Source organism: Pseudoalteromonas agarivorans (assembly GCF_024518735.1).
Lineage (GTDB): Bacteria > Pseudomonadota > Gammaproteobacteria > Enterobacterales > Alteromonadaceae > Pseudoalteromonas > Pseudoalteromonas atlantica.
This window is the reverse complement of the sequence record NZ_JANIGJ010000005.1, coordinates 174820-199636: the sequence shown is the minus strand read 5'-3', so window position 1 is coordinate 199636 and position 24817 is coordinate 174820. Positions and strand designations below refer to the sequence as shown.

Below are 24817 nucleotides of genomic sequence, written 5' to 3'. Positions count from 1 at the left end.
CAAAGAGAACTAAGAGGAGCTTCGCTTTAGAGAAAGTGTTAAAACCCATAAAAGGCAGAAATAGCCTTAGCTAATTTAAGCATTATTAGAATTATCAGTAATTAGATTATCGTGATCTGGAGGTAAATCACTGAGCTTTATTGATTCCATAATCCGCTGTTGTGATTCAAGTGCATGCTTAGCCCATTTTTTATGTTTATCTGAGCGGTCAACACGATGGTTAAACTTTACTTCTAAAAAAGCATGCTCACTTAATGGCAAACAATAAAAATCGTGATGAGAGTGCCTATTACTTTTTTTTACTTGGTAAAATACCCATTGGCGATCATTAATAATTACCTCTTTAGCCGCAGGCAGTGGCGGATAACCATAAGATTCAACGCGCCCTAAAATTTCCTTTTTAAGTGCCTCACCTTGCCATGGGTTTGCTCTTTTATTCGACTCTAGCTTAGTATCATTTTGAAGCTTAGTGTTATAACCATCTGACCCCCAATGATAATTATCATACTCATCAATCACAAAGCGTTTTAATTGCATAGTATCAAGAACATTGATTTTATTGGTTTGCTTAATTCTTAGTTGGCAACTAAGCATCCCATACTCACTACTGGGCAAATAACTAACTGGTGGTAAATACATCCAATTTTCAGTGAGCATATGCACGTATTCATGATGTAAATAGTTTTTTTTGTGTTGGTCAAACCAGCTTGTTGAATTGTAAGGGAACGATATATCAATAGTAGACGGTACAGCTGCGACATTGCTATCAGGTACATCGAGTGTTAATAGCTTATCTTCTAAAATAAAGCGATAATAGATGCAATTTTCAAAATTGGGCCCGCCAATAAAACCACGATAAAACGCCTTGGCTAAATTAAACACTTTTAGAATTGTCAGCAATTAAATTATCGTGCTCGGGGGGTAAATCACTGAGCTTTATTGATTCCATAATCCGCTGTTGTGATTCAAGTGCATGCTTAGCCCATTTTTTATGTTTATCTGAGCGGTCAACACGATGGTTAAACTTTACTTCTAAAAAAGCATGCTCACTTAATGGTAAACAATAAAAATCGTGGCGAGAAAGAACATTACCTCTGCACTCTTGGTAAAACACCCACTGGCGATTATTAATAATTATCTCTTTAGCCGCCGGTAATGGCGGTTGACCATAAACCTCAATCCGCCCTGATATTTCTTCTTTCAGAGCTTCACCTACCCATGGATTTGCTCTTTTACTCGATTCTAACGTAGTATCATTTTTAATTTTAGTATTGTCACCATCAGGTCCCCAATGGAAGTTATCGTATGAATCAATTACAAAATGCTTGAGTTGCTTAAAGTCCTGTACATTTATTTTTGGGGTTTGTTTAATCCTTAGCTGGCAACTAAGCATGCCATACTCATTACTGGGAAAATAGCTTACTGGCGGTAAGTACATCCAATTTTTAGTAAGCATATGCACGTATTCATGATATAGATAATTTTTTTTATGCTGGTTAAACCAAACCTTTGAATTATATGGAAATGAAATATCCATAGGCTTTTGAACTGCGGCAACATTACTGTAGGGTACATCAATTGTAAGTAGCTTATCTTCTAAAATGAGGCGATGGTGAACACAATTTTCAAAATTGGGCCCACCGACAAAGCCACGATAAAAAGCTTTAGCTAATTTGATCATAACCGTGCATCCGTAATCGGTAGAGTTTTAATAAACTTTCTTACTGCATCGGCCTTGTCATTATAGCCAAGCATTTGCAGTTGGTCAGCGTAAGTGACTAGACCTAAAAATGGCAAAGTGTGTGGGCTTGCTGCAGCATCATCTCCTGTAACTAAGCCCTTAAACTTCATCGATCGAACAAGACTGCTTGACGATAAGTCATTAAAGCCGGCTAAGTTAGGCACTAAGTCATAAGGATTGTTACGCACCGCAACAACTTTTAATCCGGTACTATGGGCAATACGTTTTAAACGCTCGATATTTGAGCCTGAGCCATGCACGGCTAATTGTTGGCCTTTAAGTGACTTACCATAATATATACGATAGTGTTCTAGAGCCGCGCAAAAAATGATTGCCCCTTGACTGTGTGCTAACCATTTAACCTGCTTACCTTGCTGGTTATTTTGTGCCAGCACAGCTGCTAAATGTTGAGCGTTATGGGATTTAGTACCTAAGCGTTTATCAAACGCACATTCTACCAAATCTAGCTTTGGTCGATCAGTTGGGTTATGAAACAGCGTATAAGCTTTTATGCCGTCGCCCTCATATGCGCTATCAAGGTGGGTGCCCATTAGCCATGTGGCTTTGGTAAGCTCATTTTGCATACCATTGACCGCCGCATGCTGCGTATTAACTTGAGTAGTCGCTGTTGGAATATTTCCCCATGCGCCTTTGACTTGTTCTATCTCTTCTTCACCCATAGCCCTATCATAAGTATGGTTACTTCGTCTTTTTACCTCATAAAGCATGGTGCGCTCTGCAGCAAAGTTACTTTTTGCTCCCTGCAATTGCTTATCGAAAAGTATATCTTCTAAATTTATAAAATTATTTTTAAGTGAGTATTCAATTAAAAAATGATAATTACGAAATGGGTATTTTGTCCGCCATAAACGTCGCAGAGGGTTACGGCTATGCTTAATTGAGTTTGTAGCATTAGGGTTCGCGCATATTTGAATAATATCGGCGCATACCATTTTTAAATCATAGTCATTGAGCTGCGATAGCATAGCGAGAGCTTGGCAAGTAAATTTAACTTTACTAAATGGGAAGTTAACGGGGAGCTTAACACCAAAATCTCGACAGCTAAGCGCGTCGAGAGGGATTACAGAATGAGCATTGATAGTTTTATTGAGTTTAGACCAAGACATATTGCTTCCTTGTAATTGAGTCTGTGCCCAAAATGATACCGTAAATGAATTTTTAGAGCAAAAATAATTTTATGATGTATTTACTCTTTGTTTGCATATTTTTCGATCTTAGCAAGTATTTTAAATGTTTATTAATTAGATCTAAAAACCAAACAAAAAAGCCCGCCCTGTTTTACACAGGGCGGGCTTTTAAATATTAAAGCTAACGATTAAAACAGTTCGTTTGCTTTATTTACAATGTTCTCTACTGTAAAGCCAAAGTACTCAAATAGCTCACCAGCAGGTGCCGACTCACCAAAGGTAGTCATACCTACTACTGCGCCATTAAGGCCCACGTATTTGTACCAGTAATCAGCAATACCTGCTTCTACTGCTACGCGGCGTGTAACGGCTGCCGGTAGTACGCTTTCTTTGTACTGTGCGCTTTGCTCTTCAAATACATCAGTAGATGGCATAGATACAACACGTACCTTTTTACCTTGGCTGCGTAGCTCTGTTGCAGAGTCTTGTGCTAGTTGCACCTCAGAACCTGTTGCAATAATAATTAGCTCCGGTTCGCCGTCACAGCTAAGGATGTAACCACCCTTTTTAACATCTGCTAATTGCTGAGCGTCACGCGCTTGTTGCTCAAGGCCTTGGCGAGTAAAGATAAGTGATGTAGGACCATCTTTACGCTCAATAGCTTGTTGCCATGCAATTGCCGACTCAACTTGGTCACACGGGCGCCAGTTGTATAAGTTTGGCGTTAAACGCATGCTAGCAATTTGCTCTACCGGTTGGTGAGTTGGACCGTCTTCACCTAGGCCGATTGAATCGTGCGTGTATACAAAAATGCTTGGTTGCTTCATTAGTGCAGCCATACGTACCGCATTTTTTGCGTATTCAACAAACATTAAGAACGTTGCACCGTAAGGAATAAAACCTTTATGAAGGGCAATACCATTCATAATTGCCGACATACCAAACTCACGTACACCGTAGTAAACGTAGTTACCGCTTGCATCGTCTGCCGTTAGCCCTTTAGAGCCATCCCAAATTGTTAAGTTTGATCCAGCTAAATCGGCTGAGCCCCCCATGAACTCTGGTAATAACGGGCCAAATGCATTTAATGCATTTTGCGACGCTTTACGAGATGCAGGGTTTGCAGGGTTTGCTTGTAGTTGCTCTATGTACGCTTGAGATTTTTCAGCCCAATCGCCTGGAAGTTCGTTATTAATACGGCGCTTATATTCAGCTGCAAGCTCTGGGAATGCCTTTGCGTATGCTGCAAATTTTTCGTCCCAGCTAGATTCAAGCTGTTGACCTTTTTCTTTGCTATCCCACTGTGCGTAAATATCATCAGGGATTTCAAATGCACCGCCAGACCAGCCTAAAAATTCGCGAGACGCTGTAATTTCGTCATCACCTAATGGCGCACCGTGACAATCGTGGCTACCAGATTTGTTAGGTGAACCGTAACCAATCACTGTTTTACAACAAATTAGTGATGGTTTGTCGGTAACACTTTGAGCCTCTGCTATTGCAGCACTAACAGCATCGCTGTCGTGGCCATCAACGTCACTTATTACATGCCAGCCGTACGCTTTAAAACGTGCTGGTGTATCGTCGCTAAACCAACCTTCTACTTCACCATCGATTGAAATACCGTTGTCATCCCAAAAAGCTACTAACTTGCCAAGGCCTAATGTGCCAGCAAGTGAACATGCTTCATGAGAAATACCTTCCATTAAACAACCATCACCCATAAATGCATACGTGTAGTGATCAACAATGTCGTGACCTTCACGGTTAAATTGTGCAGCAAGCGCTTTTTCAGCAATCGCCATACCTACCGCATTTGTGATCCCCTGACCTAGTGGGCCCGTAGTAGTTTCAATTCCTGGTGCATAACCGTACTCAGGATGGCCTGGCGTTTTAGAATGCATTTGACGGAAGTTTTTAATTTCATCAAGTGGTAAGTCGTAACCAGTTAGGTGCAATAGAGAATAGATAAGCATTGAACCGTGGCCGTTTGAAAGAATAAATCTGTCACGGTCAGCCCACTCTGGATTAGTTGGATTATGCTTTAGATAATCGCGCCATAATACTTCTGCGATATCGGCCATGCCCATTGGGGCTCCAGGGTGGCCAGATTTGGCCTTTTGTACTGCGTCCATTGACAAGACGCGAATAGCATTTGCAAGTTCTTTGCGAGATGGCATGAATTCTCCTACCTTTATGTGTATTTGCGCGGGTACTTATGTGTTCGTTAATACCCTTAAGTAACTTAAGAGCTGTTATAGCAACCATTCTTACTTAATGTGGGTGCAGTGTGCAATTAAAAACCCCATAAAAATGGGCTATTATGAATATTTTTTAAGACCAAAAAGTTATTACTCATTTTATTTAGACGTCTAGGCGTAAAAACACTATGCAAGGTGTTTTGTTTTAGATAAAATACGCCCCTTAATTTTTTAGCGCTAATACCGACGTTTGTGAAGCGCAATATTTGTGAGCAGAAATACAATGGCAAAACATTTATTTACTTCTGAATCTGTTTCTGAAGGTCATCCGGATAAAATCGCCGATCAAATCTCTGATGCGGTACTTGATGCTATCCTAGAGCAAGACTCTCATGCCCGTGTTGCGTGCGAAACTTACGTAAAAACCGGTATGGTTATGGTTGGTGGTGAAATTACCACTAGCGCATGGGTTGATATTGAAGAAATTACACGTAAAACAGTACGTGAAATTGGCTACACGCATTCAGACATGGGTTTCGATGCAGACTCGTGTGCAATTTTAAACACAATTGGTAAGCAGTCTCCTGATATTAACCAAGGTGTTGACCGTACTAGCCCAGAAGAACAAGGTGCTGGCGACCAAGGCTTAATGTTTGGTTATGCATGTAACGAAACAGAAGTACTAATGCCTGCGCCAATTACTTACTCACACCGTTTAGTAGAGCGCCAAGCGCAAGTACGTAAAAGCGGCGAGCTTAACTGGTTACGCCCAGATGCAAAATCTCAAGTAACTTTTGCATACGAAAACGGCAAGCCAGTAGGTATTGATGCAGTTGTACTTTCTACTCAGCACGCAGAAGAAATTTCGCAAAATGACTTAGTAGAAGCCGTGATGGAAACCATCATTAAGCCAGTACTTCCTGCCGAGCTTATTACTAGCGCGACTAAATTTTTCATTAACCCAACGGGTCGTTTTGTAATTGGCGGACCAATGGGCGACTGTGGTTTAACAGGTCGTAAAATCATCGTAGATACATACGGTGGTATGGCACGTCACGGTGGTGGTGCTTTCTCAGGTAAAGATCCATCAAAAGTTGACCGCTCAGCTGCATACGCTGCACGTTACGTAGCTAAAAACGTAGTGGCTGCAGGCCTTGCTGATAAGTGTGAGCTACAAGTATCTTACGCAATTGGTGTGGCAGAGCCTACCTCTATCAGCGTTGAAACCTTTGGTACGAGCAAGCTTGAAGAAGGTCGTTTAATTGAGCTTATTCGTGAGCACTTTGACCTACGCCCTTACGGCTTAATTCAAATGCTTGATTTAGAGCGCCCTATCTACCAACCAACAGCGGCATACGGTCACTTTGGTCGTGACGAATTCCCATGGGAACGTACAGATAAAGCAGACGCACTTCGCGCAGCTGCTGGCCTTTAAGCCAAAATGCATTAAATAATAAACGGCCCTTTTAAGGGCCGTTTTTATATCTAAAGCAAAGGCTAATTATGCGCTTTATATCAATTGCATTAATTTAGTTATTTATCATAGCACCCAGTAAAGAGTGCAATAACAAAGGAATTTACGGCGTACAGTTATTTTATATAAATAATTTTAACGCAGTCAGTGCGCTATTTAATACGCTAAACTAATCGTGTTTTGAATTAAATTGGTATTAGCTAGCCCTCGAATTTCGTACGGTTTTAGGTATATACTCTTTGCATAATAAAAGCTTAAGGGATAAGTAAATGGCCAATAATTTTCGCGTTATGTTTGTAGGGCTCGCCGAGGGCACTGAGGCTAAAACGGCCTGCGTTAATTTAGCAAGTAAACTAAAAACGTCTGAAGATAAAGTAACTCAGTTTTTTAATGGCAAAGCACTCTTTGCACCTAGCAATAAAGACAAAGCCTTAAAGCAGGCCAAATTACTGGCAAGCCTAGGCATTAAAAGTAAGTTACAAGCCACAGGTGAGCTGCCCACTCAAAGCCCTAGCGCAGCTAGTCAGCGCGATGAACGGATTTTTGATGCCCTTGATTACATAACAAGCAGCCTGATCCGCCTAGAAGAAAAACTAGAAGAGCTAGAACAAAGGCTTCCAAGCAATGAGCTAAAAAGCCCTACAGACGAAAGCGATGACTGGCAAGAAGATGATCTTATGCTTGACGAGCAGCTCGATGAACCCGTTAAAACGCGTAGCAATACTTTGTTATATTCACTGATTGCCACTGCCGTTTTACTACTTATTGTGCTTGCTGTTTACTTAGCTTTTCCTGATTTAGTGTCTAATTAATCAAAGGTGCGTAATTACAATGAGCAATAAACGTACACACATACGCCAATCTATTCGCCAATTACGCAATAATCTATCAAAAAAACAGCAAGAAAAAGCCGCGGCACAGCTAAAGTTGAATTTTACTCAACAGCTAAATAGCGATAAAACAGCCTCAAAAAAACATATAGCCATTTACTTTAGTAACGATGGAGAATTAGATACCTCATTGTTAATTAATGAGTTATGGCAACAAGGCCACTCCCTTTACTTACCCGTTATACACCCATTTAATGGGGCTACTTTGCTGTTTCAACGCTATGAAAAAAACTCACCCATGAGAGCAAATCGCTATGGTATCTTGGAGCCTAAGCTGAACTGCTCTCAAATATGCCCATTAACTGATTTAGATTACTTACTGATGCCACTTGTAGCATTTGATAATCAAGGTAATCGATTAGGAATGGGGGGTGGATTTTACGATAAAACACTGGCGCAATTACACGCTTACAATTGGCAAAAACCGCAACTTATAGGCTTAGCACACAGCTGCCAAAAAGTAGATGCACTGCCAATTGAATCGTGGGATGTTCCACTTAAAACCATTATTACTCCCGATAAAATTTATCGCTGGTAATAAACACCCACTACACATTTGAAATATGAGCATAACAATGACGCAAGACGAATTAAAAAAAGCAGCTGCGTGGGCTGCACTCGAGTTTGTAAAAGAAAACACCATTGTTGGTGTGGGGACAGGCTCTACCGTAAATCATTTTATTGATGCCCTAGGCACAGTAAAAGACACCATAACGGGTGCGGTATCTAGCTCTGAGGCTTCAACAGCGCGTTTACACGCATTAGGTATTGAAGTGTTTGAGCTAAACGATGTAGATGCTCTTGATGTATACGTAGACGGCGCAGATGAAATTAATGCCCAAAACGAAATGATCAAAGGCGGCGGCGCAGCACTTACCCGCGAAAAAATAGTTGCAGCCGTTGCAAAACAATTTGTTTGTATTGTTGATGACACAAAATTAGTAGATACATTGGGTGACTTCCCGCTTCCGGTAGAAGTTATACCCATGGCACGCAGCTACGTAGCGCGTGAATTATTAAAACTTGGTGGCGACCCTGTGTACCGCCAAGGCGTAGTAACCGATAACGGTAACGTTATTTTAGATGTACACAATTTAAGTATTAGTAATGCCAAACAACTTGAAACACAAATTAATTCAATTGTTGGCGTAGTTACCAACGGCCTATTTGCGATGCGCGGCGCTGATAAAGTGATTATCGGCACTAAAAATGGGCCACAAATTAAATAGGATGAGGTTATGAGTAAGGTATCGTTAGCAAAAGACAAAATTAAAATTCTCTTGCTTGAAGGTGTTCACCAAAGCGCAGTAGAAACGCTTAAACGTAATGGTTACAGCAACATCGACTACGTAAAAACATCGCTACCTGAGGACGAACTTAAAGAGCGTATTAAAGATGTGCACTTTGTAGGGCTTCGTTCTCGTACTCATATTAACCAAGCAGTTTTAGACTCAGCTGAAAAGCTAGTAGCCATTGGTTGTTTTTGTATTGGTACTAACCAAGTTGACTTAAACTCAGCTCGCGAGCGCGGTATTGCGGTATTTAATGCACCGTTTTCAAACACTCGTTCAGTGGCTGAACTTGTACTTGGCGAAATACTATTACTATTACGTGGTATTCCAGAGCGTAATGCAGCAGCGCACCGTGGCGGCTGGTTAAAAACAGCAACCGGCTCGTTTGAAGCGCGTGGTAAAACGCTCGGGATTATTGGTTACGGCCACATAGGTACACAGCTTGGTATTATGGCTGAAAACATAGGTATGAACGTAGAGTATTACGACATTGAAGATAAGCTCTCTTTAGGTAATGCAACACAAATTCATAACCTAACACAGCTTTTACAGCGCGCTGATATTATTAGTTTACACGTACCAGAAACACCGCAAACTAAAAACCTAATTGGCACAGCAGAACTTGCCGTAATGAAGCAAGGCTCAATACTAATTAACGCTTCACGCGGTACTGTAGTGGATATTGATGCACTTGCCGAAGCACTTAGCGAGAAAAAGCTAAGCGGCGCAGCTATTGATGTATTCCCTGTTGAGCCAAAATCTAACGAAGAAGAATTTGTATCGCCACTGCGTGAATTCGACAACGTTATTTTAACGCCGCACATTGGTGGTTCAACCCAAGAAGCGCAAGAAAACATTGGTATTGAAGTAGCCGGTAAATTAGCTAAATACTCAGATAATGGTTCAACTATTACAGCGGTTAACTTCCCTGAGGTTTCGCTACCAGAGCTTGCTAACCGTAGCCGCTTATTGCACGTACACCACAACCGCCCTGGCGTACTTACACAAATTAACCAAGCGTTTGCCCAGCACGGTATTAACATTGCCGCTCAGTACTTACAAACTGATGAATCAATTGGTTATGTAGTTATTGACGTAGATACCGATCAGTCAGAAGTTGCACTTAAAGAGCTAAGCGCAGTAGAAGGTACAATTAGAGCGCGTATTCTTCACTAAAAGATGAAGTGTAAAAAATAATTAAATAAACACCGTGTTTAAAATAAATACGGTGTTTTTTTTATTTTAAAGCTAACTTAACTTTAGGCTCTCATTTCAACGCATTTAGCTAGGTGCCCATTATAAACCTTGAGTAGCGCCTTGCTTAAACAGTTTCAAGTTTTCATAACCACTTATACTTTCACAGCTGATGCTATCCTCGCATTTACCTCCTTTAATACGACTCGATACGGCGGTTCGCATACTAGGCATATTTTTTATATTAGTGATAAAATTACCCATTGTTTGCTTTTCTCTGACAACGGTTATACGCTCAATATCTTTATTTTCAGGCTCTCTTGGTAAATCAATGCCTAAAGAGGCAAGCTTTAGTTTTGCCCTTGGGTCTTTTATAGCCGCCTTTTTATAATGCTTAATTGCTTTTTCTTTATTGGATTGACCTAAAATTGCTGATTCATACACTTTAGCTAGTAAAAAATTTGCCCTCACATAGCCCTTATTTGCTGCCAGTTCTAGCTTTTCTTTTGCTTCTAAAGCATCATCATTTGTCGGGTTATTAGTTAGCATATATGCTGCAATATAATAATTTGCTTTTGGTAACTTTTTAGCGGCGTGTCGTAAGTTTGTAAAGCCAAGGCTTCTATTAACTTCACCACCTTGGCCTTCAATCATCATTATGCCAAGTTTAAACTGGCTATTAGGCAGCCCCCAACGAGCGGCTTCATAAAAGTACCTTCTTGCTTTTTTTAAATCTTGCTCTACACCATAACCATTATAATAAAAAGTGCCCAACATCTCTTGAGCAAGTGGGATCTGTTGACGTGAGTATCGCTTTAGTTTTTTAAACTCTTCCTTACATTTTTCTGAAGAGCATGACTCCACCTTGATATTGTACTCAAAATTAGTTTTTGCTGATAAGGTAGGCGAAAGTGATAAGGTTATTACTTGGGTAAGAATTAAAAATAAGCGCATAATTAGGTCCATTTCCGTATGTATAATTAATACACTAGCCAAACAGAGACTAAAAAACAAGCAGTTCAACCAATGAAAAAGCATTTAAAAACAGATTATTATATTGCACAAAAAAGCGTGAGATATACCCACGCTCTAACAACTTCATTGTTTGCAGCCAACCATATAGGCAACTACAAAGCTAAAACGACTTTACTCGCCTTTAACTTCTAAATTAACAAATTTAACTAGCTCTTCTGGCTGGCCAGCTAACATCATTATTTGCTGGTTTACTTCCATCATGGTTTTACCTTCAGGCAATTTTGCCGATATGCTTAATGAGTTTAAACCTTTGGCAAAATCAGTTAGCGCCTGTGCAATTTCTTCAGTTACGGGAGCTTGCTGTAACTGTTGCTGTAGCGTCATTTGCATTTGCTCAAGCGTCATACCTTGTTTTTCAAGCTCGCTCACAAATAGCTCTTTTAATTTGCCTTGGTTATTAAGTACTAAATTAATATTTCGTGGCTCAAGCTTACTCATAGCTTGCATAACTAAGGTTTGCTGTTGTAACTCTTGCTCGTACGTAAGTGGCGTGTCACCTGCTTCTTGCTGCGCTTTGCTTATAGCAAGGGATGCATCCATTAATGCTTTAGAGTTAGCAAGGCCTACATCCATATTAAAACTAGCAATATCTTTTGCATCTAGTTTTAAAACCACGTCACTGTCGCCAGATTGTTCATCGTAATCGAGTGATGAGCTTAAGTCGTAACTTGCAGAGGCAAGCATTTCGTTTGTATCAGCAGGTAGTTTTGCTACAAAGTCCTTATCAAACTGAAAGCTTTTTACTGTAAACGATGTATGTGGCGATATTTTATCGGTTTCATAACCGGTTACTTCAATACTTTGAATATGCGCTACGTTATCACCTTCAGGGCTAATTACTTCCATGTTAGTAATTTCAACACTTTGAGAAATAACACTTGCCGATAAACCCGCGTATTTAAATGTTGCACCGGTTTGATCGCTCACTAAAGCAAGCTGCTTGTCTACTTCGGTACGTACTTCTTGAGTTGCTACATAGTTTGCGTAGCTAACACCGCCTACGCCAGCTGCAACAATGGCTATGGCTATTACGAGTTTTTTCATGCTATTTCCTTATTCTGATCTGTATATAAATTGTGTTTGCTCAAGAGTAACATTGCACAGCAGCCGCTGTAAGCGTTAATTAATTAAACTCAGTAACTCGTGCACGGTTTTTACTGGCGTAATTTTAGCTCCTAGTCCTTCCATCGATTTATGGTAATTACGAAACGGAATAAATATTTCAGTAAACCCATGCTGAGCCGCTTCTTTAACCCGTGGTACACCGCTGTCGATTGGGCGCACATCGCCGTTTAAACTAAGCTCACCCATAATGCAGGTTGTACGCGGTACAACAAACTCGTTTAAGCTGCTTAAAAGCGCGGTTACTAACGCTAAATCAATACAGGTTTCGGTTTCATCGATTCGTAAGCCGCCCACAATATTAAAAAACGTATCGTGAAATATTTTAGTTTTGGTGTGTTTGCGTAAAATACCAGTGAGCATTTTTATTCGGTTCATGTTTAAACCCACGCACACACGCTGCGGAAATTCGGCTTCGGTTTCGGTGGTTAAACATTGAATTTCGAGCAATAAATTACGGTTACCTTTTCGGATACACGTAATAGTAGAGCCTGGTGATTCAGTACTTGATCCCGATAAAAAAATCTCGCTGGGGTTATCAACACTTAGCATGCCGCGTTCGCACATTTTAAAAATGCCTACGGTATCAATATCACCAAAACGGTTTTTGTTAGCTCTAAGCGTACGTACCTGTCCATCATTCGTGTCAATGTGCAATAAGGCATCCACTATATGCACTAATGTTTGCGGCCCTGCAATTTCGTTGTTTTTATTTACATGGGCAATAATAAACATAGTGACATCGTTTTGCTTACAATACTGAGTAAGCGCTTGTGCGGCACTTTTTACTTGCGAAGGCGAACCAGGGCTGCCATTTGCAGTGTCGGTTACAACCGCCTGAATAGAGTCGATAACAGCAAACTTAATTTTATTTTTATCAAGCTCTTCAATAATGGTTTCTACGCTAGTTTCAGAAAGTAAATAAAGCTCATCGGCGTTATAGTTAAGCTTTAAGCGGTTTACACGGTTTTTAAACTGCGACAACGACTCCTCAGCAGTACAGTAAAGTGATGGCATACGCTGCGACATTCTGGCTACTAAATCAGATAACAGCGTTGTTTTACCTGCCCCTGGGTCGCCCGATATAATATTAACCGAGCCCGTGGTCACGCCGCCGCTTAGTACACGGTCAAGCTCGCCTATTTCTGTTAGCTGCTTTTCGGCCTCGGTGGTGGCTACATCATCAATTTTTTTAGAGCCGCCACCAATGCCACCTGCATAACCACCAACGGTTGCTCGCGCAGCGGCTTTTTTACTTTGCCCTGCAGAGGGTTTAAATTCTGCCAACGTGTTCCACGCACCACAGCGACACTGACCTTGCCAACGTTGATAGTTCATACCACACTCTGTACAAACAAATTCTACTTTTGCCGCTTTAGCCATTTATAACCTTACCTACTATTCTTTAATTTAAAATGCATACATTTAGTTGTTTATTTTATCATGGGGAGAACGACATAGCAGCGCTACATTGCTAAAGCCAATCAAGGATCTATATTAGAAACAAACACATGTAATTTTCTCTTTTACTTTAAGTTAGGGCATACTTATTGCTTTTAAATACTTTAAAGTAACTTGCCAACAAATTGGCATTTAACACATAATAACAAGAGTTAAACTGTACTTACACGAAAAATCGTACCTATATTAATAACATAGCACGATGTTACGTTTATTGAATTTTTCAAATAAATGGACTTTACAGTATACCTACTTTTCAATTAGACGGTGACGATTTATAAATGGCTGAAGACATACTGCTCAAACACGAAGACCTCGTAAATGAGCTAAAAACCTATTTAGGTAACGCAAAGTTCGACCTAATTTTCAAATCTAAAACGGCAGGTTTAACAAAGCCTGAGCAGTTTTTAATGAAAATGGAAATGTCGCGCCTATCTCAGCCAGTTGCCCGTTTTGTTGACCTGCGAGGCTTAGTAACAGGCCAAGTTCGCCCGTATGAGCACAATGGTAAACAGCACTTTATGGATGACACCGCCATAGAAGTATTTGAGGCAGCCTTAAAACAACACGGCGGCTATACTTTAGCGGTATACGAAGCGGTAATGAATACCGAAAACAACCATCGCGTATTACAAAAACAAGCACAAGAGCAAAGTGATACACAAGTTGAAAACGACACTCTGACTACCAGCGTAATAAAATTTGCCTCTTATGAAAGCCGCTCTGAGGAGCGAATGAACTACTCGATTAAAGTTAAAATTGAGTACAACGATAAGAAAAACATTGCCGCGAGTACCTCAGATATCTCTTTGAGTGGTTGTAAAATTAAGCTTCCTACCCGCCAAATTATAAAAAAAGGGCAGCTAATTGCCATGCGGCTAGTAGGGCTTGAGCAAGATTTTGAGCTAGGCCTTAAAAATGGCATTCAATATGAAGTAGTTGCAGTTGAAAATATATCTCGTGAATATAACCACATTCGTTTAAAGCGTACTTTTATAGAAAAAAATGAAGCATTCGATAATTTTTTAGATAGCTTTATAAACGGTAATAAACGCCGCTATAAAGTGAACCTAGATAACACCCTAGATGCTGTGGTTTCAAAGGGTTATGAGCAATATTATATTCCGCGCGTTACCTCTTTATACGTGTTTTTAAGTAAAAAAGGCGAACAAATTGTTCCTAGTTTAAGCCTAACCACTGAAAACAATATTTTTATTCAGCGCTATTTTACTGATGAACGAAAAGTGCCCTGCTTATATAGCATTTTAAATAATCAACGTATTAGCCAAATGCTTACCCAAGTAAACGCTGTAAAAGAAGATTACTTATATACGTTTACTCATGTTTCTGCAGGAAAAATTTATTACTACTCAGCCACGCGTACAGAGCTTAATAACAACCCTAAATTAAGAAACCTATTTTTAGGGTTTGGTAGCCAAAAAGACAGCTGGCAATGCTTTAAATTACAAGTTATGCCAAGCCACCCTGATGATTCGTTTATTCCATTATCGTTGCCTAATTCGGCGGGTAAAAACATAGAAAAGCTAAATAAGCCACCTTCTCCAAGAGTGGCTGGCCTTATAAAAGATGTAAAATACATTGCGGTTTTAACCGCCATTGGTAACAGTGAAGAACAAGCGCACTATAAGAAGCAGCCCTACGATAAGGCGTTAGTTAACCAGCTTAAACATTTTGGCCACGCTAAGCATAATAAGCCTCCTTATTTAGATATTGTGCCACTAGAGTATGTAAATTTACGCTCTCACAAACGTTACTTATATAAAACACCTGCCGAGCTTACGTTTGAGGATAAGCAGTATCAGGCTCATACTCGGGATTTTTCGGTTATGGGCTTGCAATTAGAGTCAGCCTCGCCGGTTAGCTTTAAAAAAGGCGATATTGTTTTACTGTCTTTCCCCGATTTACAAAAAATAACTAAAAAGCATAATTTAAGTGAGCTTAAATACGAAGTGATGGCAATTAGTAAGTCGTTAACGACCATTAATTTAAAAGCCAACAGAGTTGCTGACTTACCACATGCAGGGGTTAACTTTTTTACCCAATTAATTCAAAGTAATAAAGATAAATTAAAAGTGTCTGAAGAAGCCCCTAAAATAGAAGGCCTTTCTACCGCACTGAGAAATATGGTGACCAAAAGTGTGTGCCAATTCCCGCTTTATTTACATAAAGAAGCAAGCCACTTTATTCCAGGAGCCATAGGTTTTGGTTTATATGCCAGCCCAATTCACGTGATTTTACAAAATTTTGGCTTATTAAATAATAAAACTGACCTAAGCCATATTTTAACGCAGCAACAAATTATTGATGTGATCACCCCAAGCATTAAAGATCGTAGCCGACAAGACCCGCCTTTGCCGTTTACACTCGCAATTAATTTTGACCCTAAACAAGATAACATTGAAAAGGCTGTGACGAGCCAATGCGTACTAGGCGAAAACTATTCGAGCTTTAGTGAGCAAATTAGCGCAGGCGTTAAGTCTGAGCTGGTATTTGTTATGCGCTTGTACTTATCGCGAACGGGTCGCCCAGATACAGACTACCTATCAAACGAACTTAAATATGTAAGCCAATATGCAATGCACAAAGCAAAAGACATAGAAGAAGCGCTGTGGGCTGTATCTGGGGTGGGTGATATTGTAGATATAACCGACGAAGCGCTTAGCCATTTAGAGTTAGATCAAAAGCAGGTCGCTCAAATGGGCCGCAGAAAGCTGCTGTGGTTAAACCGCTTGCGCTAAGCGGCTTAATACCAATCGACTTAAAAGTTTATAGCGTGCTAAATAAAACGTTAGCGGCGTTATAAATTTCTCATGTAGAACAACTACATGTCGAAACTTATGCCTTGTTATCACGCTATTTATCTATCGCTATAAATGTCTAATAACTTAACCCGATTGGTATAACTTATTTTGGTGGTTATTCTCAGGTTACTTATTTAAGGGAATAGCCAGCATATACAGCAATTGCAGTAACGAGCCCTGACATATAGCCGCTTGAGCTTGCTCCACCACTTTTGGTTTACCATGTACGGCAACGCCTAATCCTGCTTTTTCCATCATTAGCAAATCGTTTGCACCATCGCCAATGGCTACCGTTTGCGTATTTGCTAAGCCCAGCTTTTGCTGCAGTGTTTCTAAAACAACCGCTTTTTGCTGCGCATCAACAATGGCACCAGAGACTTTTCCTGTGAGTTTATCGTTTGCAAATTCAAGCACATTAGCATGTACTTCATCTAAATTAATCAGCTGCTGTACACGCTCGGCAAAGGGCACAAACCCGCCTGATGCTATAGCAAGATACCAATTATGCTGCTTTAATATTTGGCATAACGCTTTAATACCTGGCATTAATGGTAAGGTGTTTTTTAAATCTTCAATTAAACTTTGCTCTATGCCGGCTAACTTTGCTACACGCTGATTTAAACTTTCGCTAAAATCTAGTTTGCCCGCCATTGCAAGCGCGGTTACAGAAGCCACATCGTCATATACATCTGCTAAACGTGCAATTTCATCAATGCACTCTATGGTGATGGCGGTAGAGTCCATATCCATAACCAGCAGCCCTGGCTCATATAGGTTAGGTGGCGTTGTAACTTGCACTAGCTGAAAGTCAAGCGTGTTTGCAAACTCTCTTAGCGCAAGCGGGTTAATTTTTTGCTCTGCCTCTGGGCTATAAAAACACAGAGCTGGGGCTAACCCTAAGTCGGGCTGATATTGACATACAGCGGTTACTTTAAGCGCGTGCGTTTTTAAAAAGTCGATAATACTCGTTACATGCTTTAGTTCAAAATCGCCCGCAAACGCAATACTAAATAACCCAACGGTTTTATCTGGTATTGTTTGAGCAGGAGTAAAACTCCCTTCTTTGTAATCAAACCATGTGTTTAGCGTTAAAGAATGTAATGCTTGCTCAGCAGCTGGCTGTGCCATGTTCATTTGCGACATGGGTTCTCCGTGTTTGTTATTTATTTTTCTAATTTGGCGTATCAATTAGGGTATTCATAACGCTAAATTCGCCATCGGGGTAGATTTAAGGTTATAGTTAGCGTAGTTGTAACATCAAATCAAAATGCTGTCAGTAGCATATACGGTGACTATGAAAAATAACCATATAAAAAGCCCTTTGTCTGCATCACAAAGAAAGCGAATCGTTCGCTTGTTATTGGCTGCGGGCTGTTTTGTATTACTGAGTTTTGTAGGTGTTAACAGTAGCTTTGAAAGCCACCAACTACTTTATAATAGTGCCGATAATACTGCCAAAAGCTTAACCTCATTTATGGCTCTTAATGCTAAAGAGCCTCTGCTTGCTAAAAATAAGCCACAGCTTAGAGCTTTGTGTAATGATATAAGCAAAGACGAGTTTGTACTTTCAGCCACAATTTACGATCAGCAAGGCGTACTTATAGCCAGCAGCGATCACTGGCAATCGCACCACATATTTGGCCAATTGCCAGAGTCTACCCCAGGGATTAGTAAATTAAAAACCCCATTTGTTGAGCCCGTTGTAAGCGACATAGATAAGCCTTTAGGCTTTGTATCTATTACTTATTTAACCCGCGCGGCAATATCTGACAGCCATAATCACTTTCATGATTTAGGCAGGCAAGTTTTATTAATGCTAGTAATAGCCTGTATTTTTACATGGCAGCTAGGGCGAGGCCTAAAACGTTGGCAGGTAAATCGCTATATGCAAAAAACCTCAGAGCAAGAATCGTAAAGCTGCTGAGCAAGTCCGGCTTTATTGCTATTTGGCTTTAAGCTACATAAAACTTCAAATACAGCAGGAATATGCGCAGGGGTGTTAATTTCTCCCTGATGGCCACTTAATGGCATTGAGGGCGCGTCCGTCTCAAGCACTAAATGCTGCGGTTCTATTTGAGCAATTACATCACGGGTTTTTGCTGCTCGTTCATAGGTAATAACGCCACCTACACCTAATTTAAAGCCCTGTTTAATATAATACTGTGCTTGTTGCATGGAGCCTGAGTATGCATGTATCACGCCGCCATATTTTGGCTTGCAGCGCTTAAACGCATGCGCAATTAAATCATGGCTTTGTCTGTGATGCACAATAAGCGGCAGCTTGAGCTCATTAGCAAGGGTAATGTGTTGCTCAAATAGGCTGGTTTGTTTTTCAAGGTCATCAATACTTCTATCAAGCCCGCACTCCCCTATTGCCACCAACTGCTTTTTATTGGCTTTTGCAAAATCGAATAACTGCGCTAAGTGAGCATCTTTATGCTCATCTAAAAAGTAAGGGTGAAGCCCTGCGGCAATATGTACTTGTGGGTATTTAGCTTTAAATTCAATTAGCTGCTGAGATTGCGCCAAGCTAATACCTGGCACAATAAAGCGCTCAACACCTTTAGCCATACACTCTTTTATGAGTGATCCGCGGTTTGCGTCAAACTCAGTAAAATCGAGGTGGCAGTGGGAATCTATAAACTTCACAGCGTAAACCGGTTAAGGGTTTAAACGTGTTATTTGCCAGCTATTATCTGTTTGGCGCTGATATATAAAGCGGTCGTGTAAACGATGTGCTCCACCTTGCCAAAACTCAATTTTAGAAGGGACTACGCAGTAACCGCCCCAAAAATCAGGCAATGGAATTTCACCATTAGCAAATTTACTCTTCATATTAGCAAAGGTTTCCATAAGTACTTTGCGCGATGAGACCGGCCTGCTTTGCGCTGAGGCCCATGCTGCTAATTGGCTTTCTTTAGGGCGCGATAAAAAATATTTAGCGACTGCAGCCGTCGGTAATGGTTTTGCCTCGCCGTATACAATCACTTGGCGCTCCATATGGTGCCACGGAAAGTGCAGCGATATTTTGTTATTACCTTTTAGCTCTTGCGCTTTACGTGAGCCGGTATTAGTAAAAAATACAAACCCGTTATCATCTAAATGTTTTAACAATACAATACGCTGTGAAGGTTGCCCGGTTTCATCAACCGTTGCCACAACCATGGCCGTTGGGTCTGGGATATTACTGCCCACAGCATGCTCAAGCCACGTTTCAAATTGTTTGAATGGATCATCTTGCAAGTTATCTTCGCTTAGCGCGTCTTGCAGGTATTCACGGCGGATGTCTTCGAGTTTCATAAACAAATCCTTCTCTGTTTATTAAAGCGTATGTGGGTAAGTTAAGGTCAGGCTGTTAATCGTTATAAGAGCAAAAATAAAAATGTTTTTTTTATTGTTAGTTTAATGTTGGGTTTCGTTTCACTCAACCCAACCTACGGTGCAAACCTATATATCTGCAAGTGTAGGAGTGCTGACAAGGCGAAGTGCTTTTTTATGCCAAGGAGCATACAGTTAGTATGTGACTTAGGCTAAAAAAGCACGACAACGCAGTCAAAGCGAACTACACGAGGCAGAAGGTTCACCTAAGTAGTTTAGCCTAAGACAAGGCATTCACCCCTACTTATCCCTATGAGCATACGATTTGTATGTGATTAGGGTAAGTTGGGGTGGATAACGCAGTATTAGGTTAAAATACGACGGTAATTACATTTGCTCCATGACTTCAATGCCAAGCAAATCCAATCCTGTTTTTAGTGTATCTGCCACTAAATTACATAACACTAAACGGCTGTCACGTACGTTTGGCTCTACGCCTTCTTTTAGTACTGGGCAAGCTTCATAGAATGTCATGTATAGGCTAGCTAGCTCGTATAAGTAGCTACATAGTACGTGCGGAGTAGCCTCAGAGATCATTAAATCAAGGACTTCTTCAAGCTGAAGCAGTTTAAGCGCGAGTGCTTTTTCTTGCGGCTCGGCTATGGCTACATCTGCATTTAGCGTAGCGGCATCGACACCTGATTTACGGAAAATACTGCGCACACGAGTATAAGCATATTGTAAGTAAGGTGCTGTTGCGCCTTCAAAGCTTAACATGGTGTCCCAGTTGAATATGTAATCGCTGGTACGATGCTTAGAAAGATCAGCGTATTTAACAGCGCCAATACCTACTTTACGCGCAATTTCGCTGCGATCATGATCTGATAAATCAGATTCACGCTCAGCAAGTTTTGTTGCTGCACGGCTAATTGACTCTTCAAGTAAATCAGCAAGTTTTACTGTACCACCTGTACGGGTTTTAAATGGTTTACCATCGGCGCCCATCATGGTGCCAAACGGGCAAAACTCATAGCTTGTTTCATCGCGTAAAAGGCCTGCTTTACGTGCGGTAAGCTCCACTTGATTAAAGTGAAGGCTTTGGCGTGCATCAACAAATATTAAAATACGCTCAGCGCCTAAGTTATTTGAGCGGTAGTTACACGCGGCTAAATCGGTGGTTGCATATAAAAAGCCGCCGCCAGATTTTTGCACGATAAACGCCGATGGCTCACCATCTTTATTAGCAAGTTCATCTAAAAACACTACTTGTGCGCCTTGCGACTCTACCGCTATGTTTTTATCTTTTAATAGGCTAATAATATCGTTAAGCTCACTGTTGTAAGCACTTTCAGCCATAATATCGTCTTGGGTAAGCGTTACGTTTAGACGTTTGTAAACTTCCTCAGAGTGCTTAACAGAGGTCGCTATAAATAGCTTCCATAACTTTTCACAGTGCGCGTCGCCGCCTTGTAGTTTAACTACATAGTCACGGGCTTTATCGGCAAAGCCTTCTTCATCGTCAAAACGTTTTTTAGCATCGCGGTAAAACGTTTCTAAATCAGCAAGCGCTACCGACTCTAAGTCTACGCCTTGGCTAATTTGATCTTCTAAATGCGCAATTAGCATACCAAACTGTGTGCCCCAATCGCCCATGTGGTTTTGACGAATGACTTTGTCGCCTCTAAATTCAAGCGCACGTACAATGGCATCACCAATAATGGTTGAACGCAAATGGCCTACGTGCATTTCTTTTGCAAGGTTAGGTGATGAGTAATCTACCACGACAGTTTGCGGATTTGCGTGCTCGTTTACAGCCAGTTTTGCATCGTTGTTTGCTGCTTTTACACTGTTGGCTAAAAACTCAGGCTTTAAATGAATATTAATAAAACCAGGGCCGGCAATTTCTGTTTTTTCAGCGATGTCGGTTACATCTAGGTTATCAATAATTTTTTGCGCAAGCTCACGTGGGTTGCTTTTCATTTTTTTAGCGGCGCCCATTGCACCATTAATTTGGTAATCACCAAACTGTGGGCGTGTGCTTTGTGTAACAGCTGGGTTTGTGTCTTCTGGTAGGCCTGCTGCGGTCATGGCGGCAATGGCTTTTTCTACTAAAATAGTACGAATGTTCATTATATTATTTACCTTTGTAAGCCCGCCATAGCAGGCTTTCAGTTAACTTTAGTCAGTCGATTCTAGTTTTCGCGCGTATGGTTAAAGGTTACCTCTGGGTAACGCTCTACCGATAAGTTAAGGTTTACACGGCTCGGTGCTATGTAAGTTAAGTTATCGCCACCATCGAGTGCTAAGTTGCTTTCGCACTTACGTTTAAACTCTTCAAACTTTTTAACATCGTCGCTGCTTACCCAACGTGCCGTATTTACATTTACGCCTTCGTAAATTGCATCTACGTTGTATTCAGCTTTTAAGCGCGCTACAACTACGTCAAACTGTAGTACACCTACCGCGCCTACAATTAAATCGTTGTTAGTAAGCGGTCTAAATACCTGTACAGCACCTTCTTCAGAAAGTTGTACTAAGCCTTTTAATAATTGCTTTTGTTTGAGCGGATCGCGCAAACGAATACGACGAAATAGCTCAGGCGCAAAGTTAGGAATACCGCTAAATTTAAGCTTTTCGCCTTGCGTAAAGGTATCACCAATTTGAATGGTACCGTGGTTATGCAAACCAATAATATCGCCCGCATATGCATCTGCTGCGCGCTCACGATCGCCCGCCATAAAGGTTACCGCATCAGAAATACTAATTTGCTTACCAAGGCGTACGTGGTTCATTTTCATGCCTTGGCTGTATTTGCCCGACACAATACGCATAAAGGCAATGCGGTCACGGTGTTTAGGGTCCATGTTGGCCTGAATTTTAAACACAAAGCCGGTAAAGTTTTCTTCTGTTGCGATTACTTGGCGGTCATCTGTTTCGCGCGGTAATGGCGTTGGTGCCCATTGCGTTAAACCATCAAGTACATGGTCTACACCAAAGTTACCAAGGGCAGTACCAAAGTACACCGGAGAAAGCTCACCTGCTAAAAACAATTCAAGATCAAACTCATTTGAGGCACCAATTACCAGCTCTAGCTCTTCACGTAATTGCTCAGCGAGTTCTTCACCAATGGCGGTATCAAGCTCTGGGTTATCTAGGCCTTTTACAGTGCGAACTTCTTGAATAGTATGACCTTGGCCTGTTTTGTATAAAACCGCTTCGTCGTTATGAATGTGATAAACACCTTTAAACTCTTTACCACAACCAATTGGCCAAGTAATAGGCGCACAGGCAATATTTAGCTCTGTTTCTACTTCATCGAGTAGTTCCATTGGGTCACGAATATCACGGTCACACTTATTCATAAAGGTAACAATAGGCGTGGTACGTAGGCGCGTAACTTCCATTAGCTTACGGGTACGTTCTTCTACACCTTTTGCGGCATCAATAACCATTAAACACGAATCTACCGCGGTCAATGTACGGTAAGTATCTTCTGAGAAGTCTTCGTGTCCAGGGGTATCAAGTAAATTAACCAGCGCATTGTTATACGGAAACTGCATTACAGAGGTAGTAACCGATATACCACGCTCTTTTTCCATTTCCATCCAGTCAGACTTTGCATGCTGATTAGAGCCACGGCCTTTTACAGTACCGGCTTTTTGAATCGCTTGTCCGAACAAAAGTACTTTCTCGGTGATGGTGGTTTTACCAGCATCCGGGTGCGATATGATTGCAAAAGTCCTTCGCTTGCTAATTTCGTTGATAATATTCTGGTCTGCCATTAATAAGTTCTTTTAGTTTGATGCCAAGTTACATGCATAACATTGAGTGTATGCAAGGCAACCCGTTAAGTTGATCGTTATTAACTGGGCTTTGAGCAATTTAGTGTGAATAAATTGACAACAATTAACGCCATATAGCTAATTTTTTAATAGTGGCAATTGTAACAGGAGTCGGTATAAAAGTGTGCTATCTAACTCAAAAATATCTTGGCTTTATATGCAAAAGGAAGGAGTAACTAATTTTAAGGGCCAGCAACATGGTTACTGGCCCTGTAATTAACGCAATGTGCTACTGCGTTATTGAAATACTTGGCACCACCGACATACCTACTCGTAACTGCTTAAGCGCTGGCTGGTTTGCATCTAAGCTAATTTTAACCGGTAAGCGCTGCACAATTTTGGTGAAGTTTCCCGTGGCGTTATGTGCACCAATGGCTGAGTAGCTCACGCCACTGGCAGGGCTTAGGCTATCAACGTGGCCGCGTAAAATTTGCCCTGGTAGTGCATCTACTTTTATTTCAACTTCTTGGCCTACTTTTACATTAGCTAGCTGAGTTTCACGGTAGTTCGCACTAACAAACACTTTATCAAGTGGTACAACAACCAATAGCGGGCTGCCTGGGTTTACATATGCCCCTACACGCACCGGTTTTTGGCCAACTATGCCATCAATAGGCGCTGCAATTTGGGTGTACGATAACTTAAGTTCGGCATCTACTACACGTGCTTTAGCTTGTACAAGCACAGCTTTGGCTTTTTCAATATCGGCACGTAAAATTTCAATCTGCTGCTTTGCTGCTGCAAGGCCTGCTTGGTTTTTATGCAAGTTTGCTTTTTGAATAGCCAGCTTTGCTTGTGCTTCTTCTCGTGCTTGCACAGTGCCTGAGCCATCGGTTGCTAAGTTGGTATAACGCTTTAAATTTAACTGCGCTAATTTAAGTGATGCAATGTCGGCCTCTACCGCAGCTTGCGCTTGTTGTACCAGCGAATCTTGATAAGTTAACTTAGCTTGCAAGCTAGCTACACTTGCTTTAGCACTATTAGCTTGGGCTTTAGCGGAATCTAGGGCCACTACAAAATCGCGATTATCTATGGTGGCAATTAAATCGCCTTTTTGTACTCGCTGGTTATCTTTAATGAGTACTTGATCTACCGTGCCAGATACCTGAGGTGCCACAAAGGTAAAGTCGGCTTGCACGTAGGCATCGTCAGTTGTTTGAGTTGCACTTTGCGACTCCGATTTATTAAGATAAATAATACTGCCTGCAACAACGGCAAGTATAGTTGCTGCAACGGTTAATTTAACTACTTTTGGTAAGGCCATAATATATTACTCA

Annotated in this window: 20 protein-coding genes; 7 read left to right on the top strand and 13 right to left on the bottom strand. The window is 41.0% G+C overall.

What is annotated here, in order from left to right; genetic code table 11:
- Positions 1–75: 75 nt before the first annotated feature.
- From NQT65_RS11045 to tkt, 4 genes are all read right to left on the bottom strand, one after another.
- Positions 76–900: a hypothetical protein gene (locus NQT65_RS11045; protein ID WP_256851197.1), complete on the bottom strand. Its 825-nt coding sequence runs from the start codon at positions 898–900 to the stop codon at positions 76–78.
- On the bottom strand, positions 875–1681 hold the full coding sequence (locus NQT65_RS11040; RefSeq protein ID WP_256851196.1) for a hypothetical protein: 807 nt from the start codon (positions 1679–1681) through the stop codon (positions 875–877). The genes NQT65_RS11045 and NQT65_RS11040 overlap by 26 nt, the downstream gene beginning before the upstream one ends.
- Positions 1678–2868, bottom strand: a complete 1191-nt coding sequence (locus NQT65_RS11035) for a hypothetical protein (protein WP_256851195.1) — start codon at positions 2866–2868, stop codon at positions 1678–1680. The genes NQT65_RS11040 and NQT65_RS11035 overlap by 4 nt, the downstream gene beginning before the upstream one ends.
- A gap of 209 nt (positions 2869–3077) precedes the next feature.
- Entirely contained in the window at positions 3078–5069 is a 1992-nt protein-coding gene (tkt, locus tag NQT65_RS11030) for a transketolase (RefSeq protein WP_256851194.1), read from the bottom strand.
- Positions 5070–5373: 304 nt separating this feature from the next.
- Here tkt and metK point away from each other — a divergent pair, with 304 nt between their 5' ends.
- The 5 genes from metK to serA all read left to right on the top strand — a co-directional run bounded on the left by metK (position 5374) and on the right by serA (position 9922).
- Positions 5374–6525, top strand: coding sequence for a methionine adenosyltransferase (gene metK / locus NQT65_RS11025; RefSeq protein ID WP_256851193.1), 1152 nt, complete (start codon positions 5374–5376; stop codon positions 6523–6525).
- A gap of 308 nt (positions 6526–6833) precedes the next feature.
- Positions 6834–7376 (top strand): hypothetical protein, encoded by a 543-nt coding sequence (locus NQT65_RS11020; RefSeq protein WP_256851192.1) that lies wholly within the window; start codon positions 6834–6836, stop codon positions 7374–7376.
- A 19-nt stretch (positions 7377–7395) separates the two neighbouring features.
- Positions 7396–7992: a 5-formyltetrahydrofolate cyclo-ligase gene (locus NQT65_RS11015; RefSeq protein WP_256851191.1), complete on the top strand. Its 597-nt coding sequence runs from the start codon at positions 7396–7398 to the stop codon at positions 7990–7992.
- A 37-nt stretch (positions 7993–8029) separates the two neighbouring features.
- On the top strand, positions 8030–8683 hold the full coding sequence (gene rpiA, locus NQT65_RS11010) for a ribose-5-phosphate isomerase RpiA (RefSeq protein WP_004586165.1): 654 nt from the start codon (positions 8030–8032) through the stop codon (positions 8681–8683).
- 9 nt (positions 8684–8692) lie between these two features.
- The gene (gene serA, locus NQT65_RS11005) at positions 8693–9922 is read left to right on the top strand and encodes a phosphoglycerate dehydrogenase (protein ID WP_004586164.1); all 1230 of its coding nucleotides are present in this window, start codon (positions 8693–8695) and stop codon (positions 9920–9922) included.
- A gap of 120 nt (positions 9923–10042) precedes the next feature.
- On the opposite strand, the gene NQT65_RS11000 is transcribed toward serA, so the two are convergent.
- The 3 genes from NQT65_RS11000 to radA form a co-directional block, all read right to left on the bottom strand.
- The gene (locus tag NQT65_RS11000; RefSeq protein WP_256851190.1) at positions 10043–10894 is read right to left on the bottom strand and encodes a tetratricopeptide repeat protein; all 852 of its coding nucleotides are present in this window, start codon (positions 10892–10894) and stop codon (positions 10043–10045) included.
- A gap of 192 nt (positions 10895–11086) precedes the next feature.
- On the bottom strand, positions 11087–12019 hold the full coding sequence (locus tag NQT65_RS10995) for an aq_1923 C-terminal domain (RefSeq protein WP_029774278.1): 933 nt from the start codon (positions 12017–12019) through the stop codon (positions 11087–11089).
- A gap of 75 nt (positions 12020–12094) precedes the next feature.
- Complete coding sequence (gene radA, locus NQT65_RS10990) at positions 12095–13480, bottom strand: DNA repair protein RadA (RefSeq protein WP_004586161.1); 1386 nt, start codon at positions 13478–13480, stop codon at positions 12095–12097.
- A gap of 359 nt (positions 13481–13839) precedes the next feature.
- Here radA and NQT65_RS10985 point away from each other — a divergent pair, with 359 nt between their 5' ends.
- Positions 13840–16317, top strand: coding sequence for a PilZ domain-containing protein (locus tag NQT65_RS10985; RefSeq protein WP_126007987.1), 2478 nt, complete (start codon positions 13840–13842; stop codon positions 16315–16317).
- A gap of 189 nt (positions 16318–16506) precedes the next feature.
- On the opposite strand, the gene serB is transcribed toward NQT65_RS10985, so the two are convergent.
- Positions 16507–17523, bottom strand: coding sequence for a phosphoserine phosphatase SerB (gene serB / locus NQT65_RS10980; protein ID WP_004586159.1), 1017 nt, complete (start codon positions 17521–17523; stop codon positions 16507–16509).
- A gap of 151 nt (positions 17524–17674) precedes the next feature.
- On the opposite strand from serB, the gene NQT65_RS10975 reads away from it, so the two are divergent.
- Complete coding sequence (locus NQT65_RS10975; RefSeq protein ID WP_004586158.1) at positions 17675–18295, top strand: AhpA/YtjB family protein; 621 nt, start codon at positions 17675–17677, stop codon at positions 18293–18295.
- Here the strand turns inward: NQT65_RS10975 and NQT65_RS10970 are convergent.
- The 5 genes from NQT65_RS10970 to NQT65_RS10950 all read right to left on the bottom strand — a co-directional run bounded on the left by NQT65_RS10970 (position 18262) and on the right by NQT65_RS10950 (position 24804).
- On the bottom strand, positions 18262–19029 hold the full coding sequence (locus NQT65_RS10970; RefSeq protein WP_256851189.1) for a TatD family hydrolase: 768 nt from the start codon (positions 19027–19029) through the stop codon (positions 18262–18264). The genes NQT65_RS10975 and NQT65_RS10970 overlap by 34 nt on opposite strands.
- A 12-nt stretch (positions 19030–19041) precedes the next feature.
- On the bottom strand, positions 19042–19680 hold the full coding sequence (gene pdxH / locus NQT65_RS10965) for a pyridoxamine 5'-phosphate oxidase (RefSeq protein WP_004586156.1): 639 nt from the start codon (positions 19678–19680) through the stop codon (positions 19042–19044).
- 405 nt (positions 19681–20085) lie between these two features.
- Positions 20086–21828, bottom strand: a complete 1743-nt coding sequence (gene argS, locus NQT65_RS10960; protein ID WP_256851188.1) for an arginine--tRNA ligase — start codon at positions 21826–21828, stop codon at positions 20086–20088.
- Positions 21829–21890: 62 nt separating this feature from the next.
- Positions 21891–23480 (bottom strand): peptide chain release factor 3, encoded by a 1590-nt coding sequence (prfC, locus tag NQT65_RS10955; protein ID WP_004586154.1) that lies wholly within the window; start codon positions 23478–23480, stop codon positions 21891–21893.
- 289 nt (positions 23481–23769) lie between these two features.
- Positions 23770–24804, bottom strand: coding sequence for an HlyD family secretion protein (locus NQT65_RS10950; protein ID WP_256851187.1), 1035 nt, complete (start codon positions 24802–24804; stop codon positions 23770–23772).
- Positions 24805–24817: the final 13 nt, after the last annotated feature.

What these genes read in the sequence shown, in the direction of transcription:
- NQT65_RS11035 (WP_256851195.1), bottom strand. Translation starts at nt 2,868, where the DNA reads ATGTCTTGGTCTAAACTCAATAAAACTATCAATGCTCATTCTGTAATC.
- NQT65_RS10985 (WP_126007987.1), top strand. Translation starts at nt 13,840, where the DNA reads ATGGCTGAAGACATACTGCTCAAACACGAAGACCTCGTAAATGAGCTA.
- NQT65_RS10975 (WP_004586158.1), top strand. Translation starts at nt 17,675, where the DNA reads ATGAAAAATAACCATATAAAAAGCCCTTTGTCTGCATCACAAAGAAAG.
- NQT65_RS11000 (WP_256851190.1), bottom strand. Translation starts at nt 10,894, where the DNA reads ATGCGCTTATTTTTAATTCTTACCCAAGTAATAACCTTATCACTTTCG.
- NQT65_RS11020 (WP_256851192.1), top strand. Translation starts at nt 6,834, where the DNA reads ATGGCCAATAATTTTCGCGTTATGTTTGTAGGGCTCGCCGAGGGCACT.
- serB (WP_004586159.1), bottom strand. Translation starts at nt 17,523, where the DNA reads ATGTCGCAAATGAACATGGCACAGCCAGCTGCTGAGCAAGCATTACAT.
- NQT65_RS10950 (WP_256851187.1), bottom strand. Translation starts at nt 24,804, where the DNA reads ATGGCCTTACCAAAAGTAGTTAAATTAACCGTTGCAGCAACTATACTT.
- NQT65_RS10995 (WP_029774278.1), bottom strand. Translation starts at nt 12,019, where the DNA reads ATGAAAAAACTCGTAATAGCCATAGCCATTGTTGCAGCTGGCGTAGGC.
- argS (WP_256851188.1), bottom strand. Translation starts at nt 21,828, where the DNA reads ATGAACATTCGTACTATTTTAGTAGAAAAAGCCATTGCCGCCATGACC.
- prfC (WP_004586154.1), bottom strand. Translation starts at nt 23,480, where the DNA reads ATGGCAGACCAGAATATTATCAACGAAATTAGCAAGCGAAGGACTTTT.
- rpiA (WP_004586165.1), top strand. Translation starts at nt 8,030, where the DNA reads ATGACGCAAGACGAATTAAAAAAAGCAGCTGCGTGGGCTGCACTCGAG.
- radA (WP_004586161.1), bottom strand. Translation starts at nt 13,480, where the DNA reads ATGGCTAAAGCGGCAAAAGTAGAATTTGTTTGTACAGAGTGTGGTATG.
- tkt (WP_256851194.1), bottom strand. Translation starts at nt 5,069, where the DNA reads ATGCCATCTCGCAAAGAACTTGCAAATGCTATTCGCGTCTTGTCAATG.
- metK (WP_256851193.1), top strand. Translation starts at nt 5,374, where the DNA reads ATGGCAAAACATTTATTTACTTCTGAATCTGTTTCTGAAGGTCATCCG.
- pdxH (WP_004586156.1), bottom strand. Translation starts at nt 19,680, where the DNA reads ATGAAACTCGAAGACATCCGCCGTGAATACCTGCAAGACGCGCTAAGC.
- serA (WP_004586164.1), top strand. Translation starts at nt 8,693, where the DNA reads ATGAGTAAGGTATCGTTAGCAAAAGACAAAATTAAAATTCTCTTGCTT.
- NQT65_RS11015 (WP_256851191.1), top strand. Translation starts at nt 7,396, where the DNA reads ATGAGCAATAAACGTACACACATACGCCAATCTATTCGCCAATTACGC.
- NQT65_RS11040 (WP_256851196.1), bottom strand. Translation starts at nt 1,681, where the DNA reads ATGATCAAATTAGCTAAAGCTTTTTATCGTGGCTTTGTCGGTGGGCCC.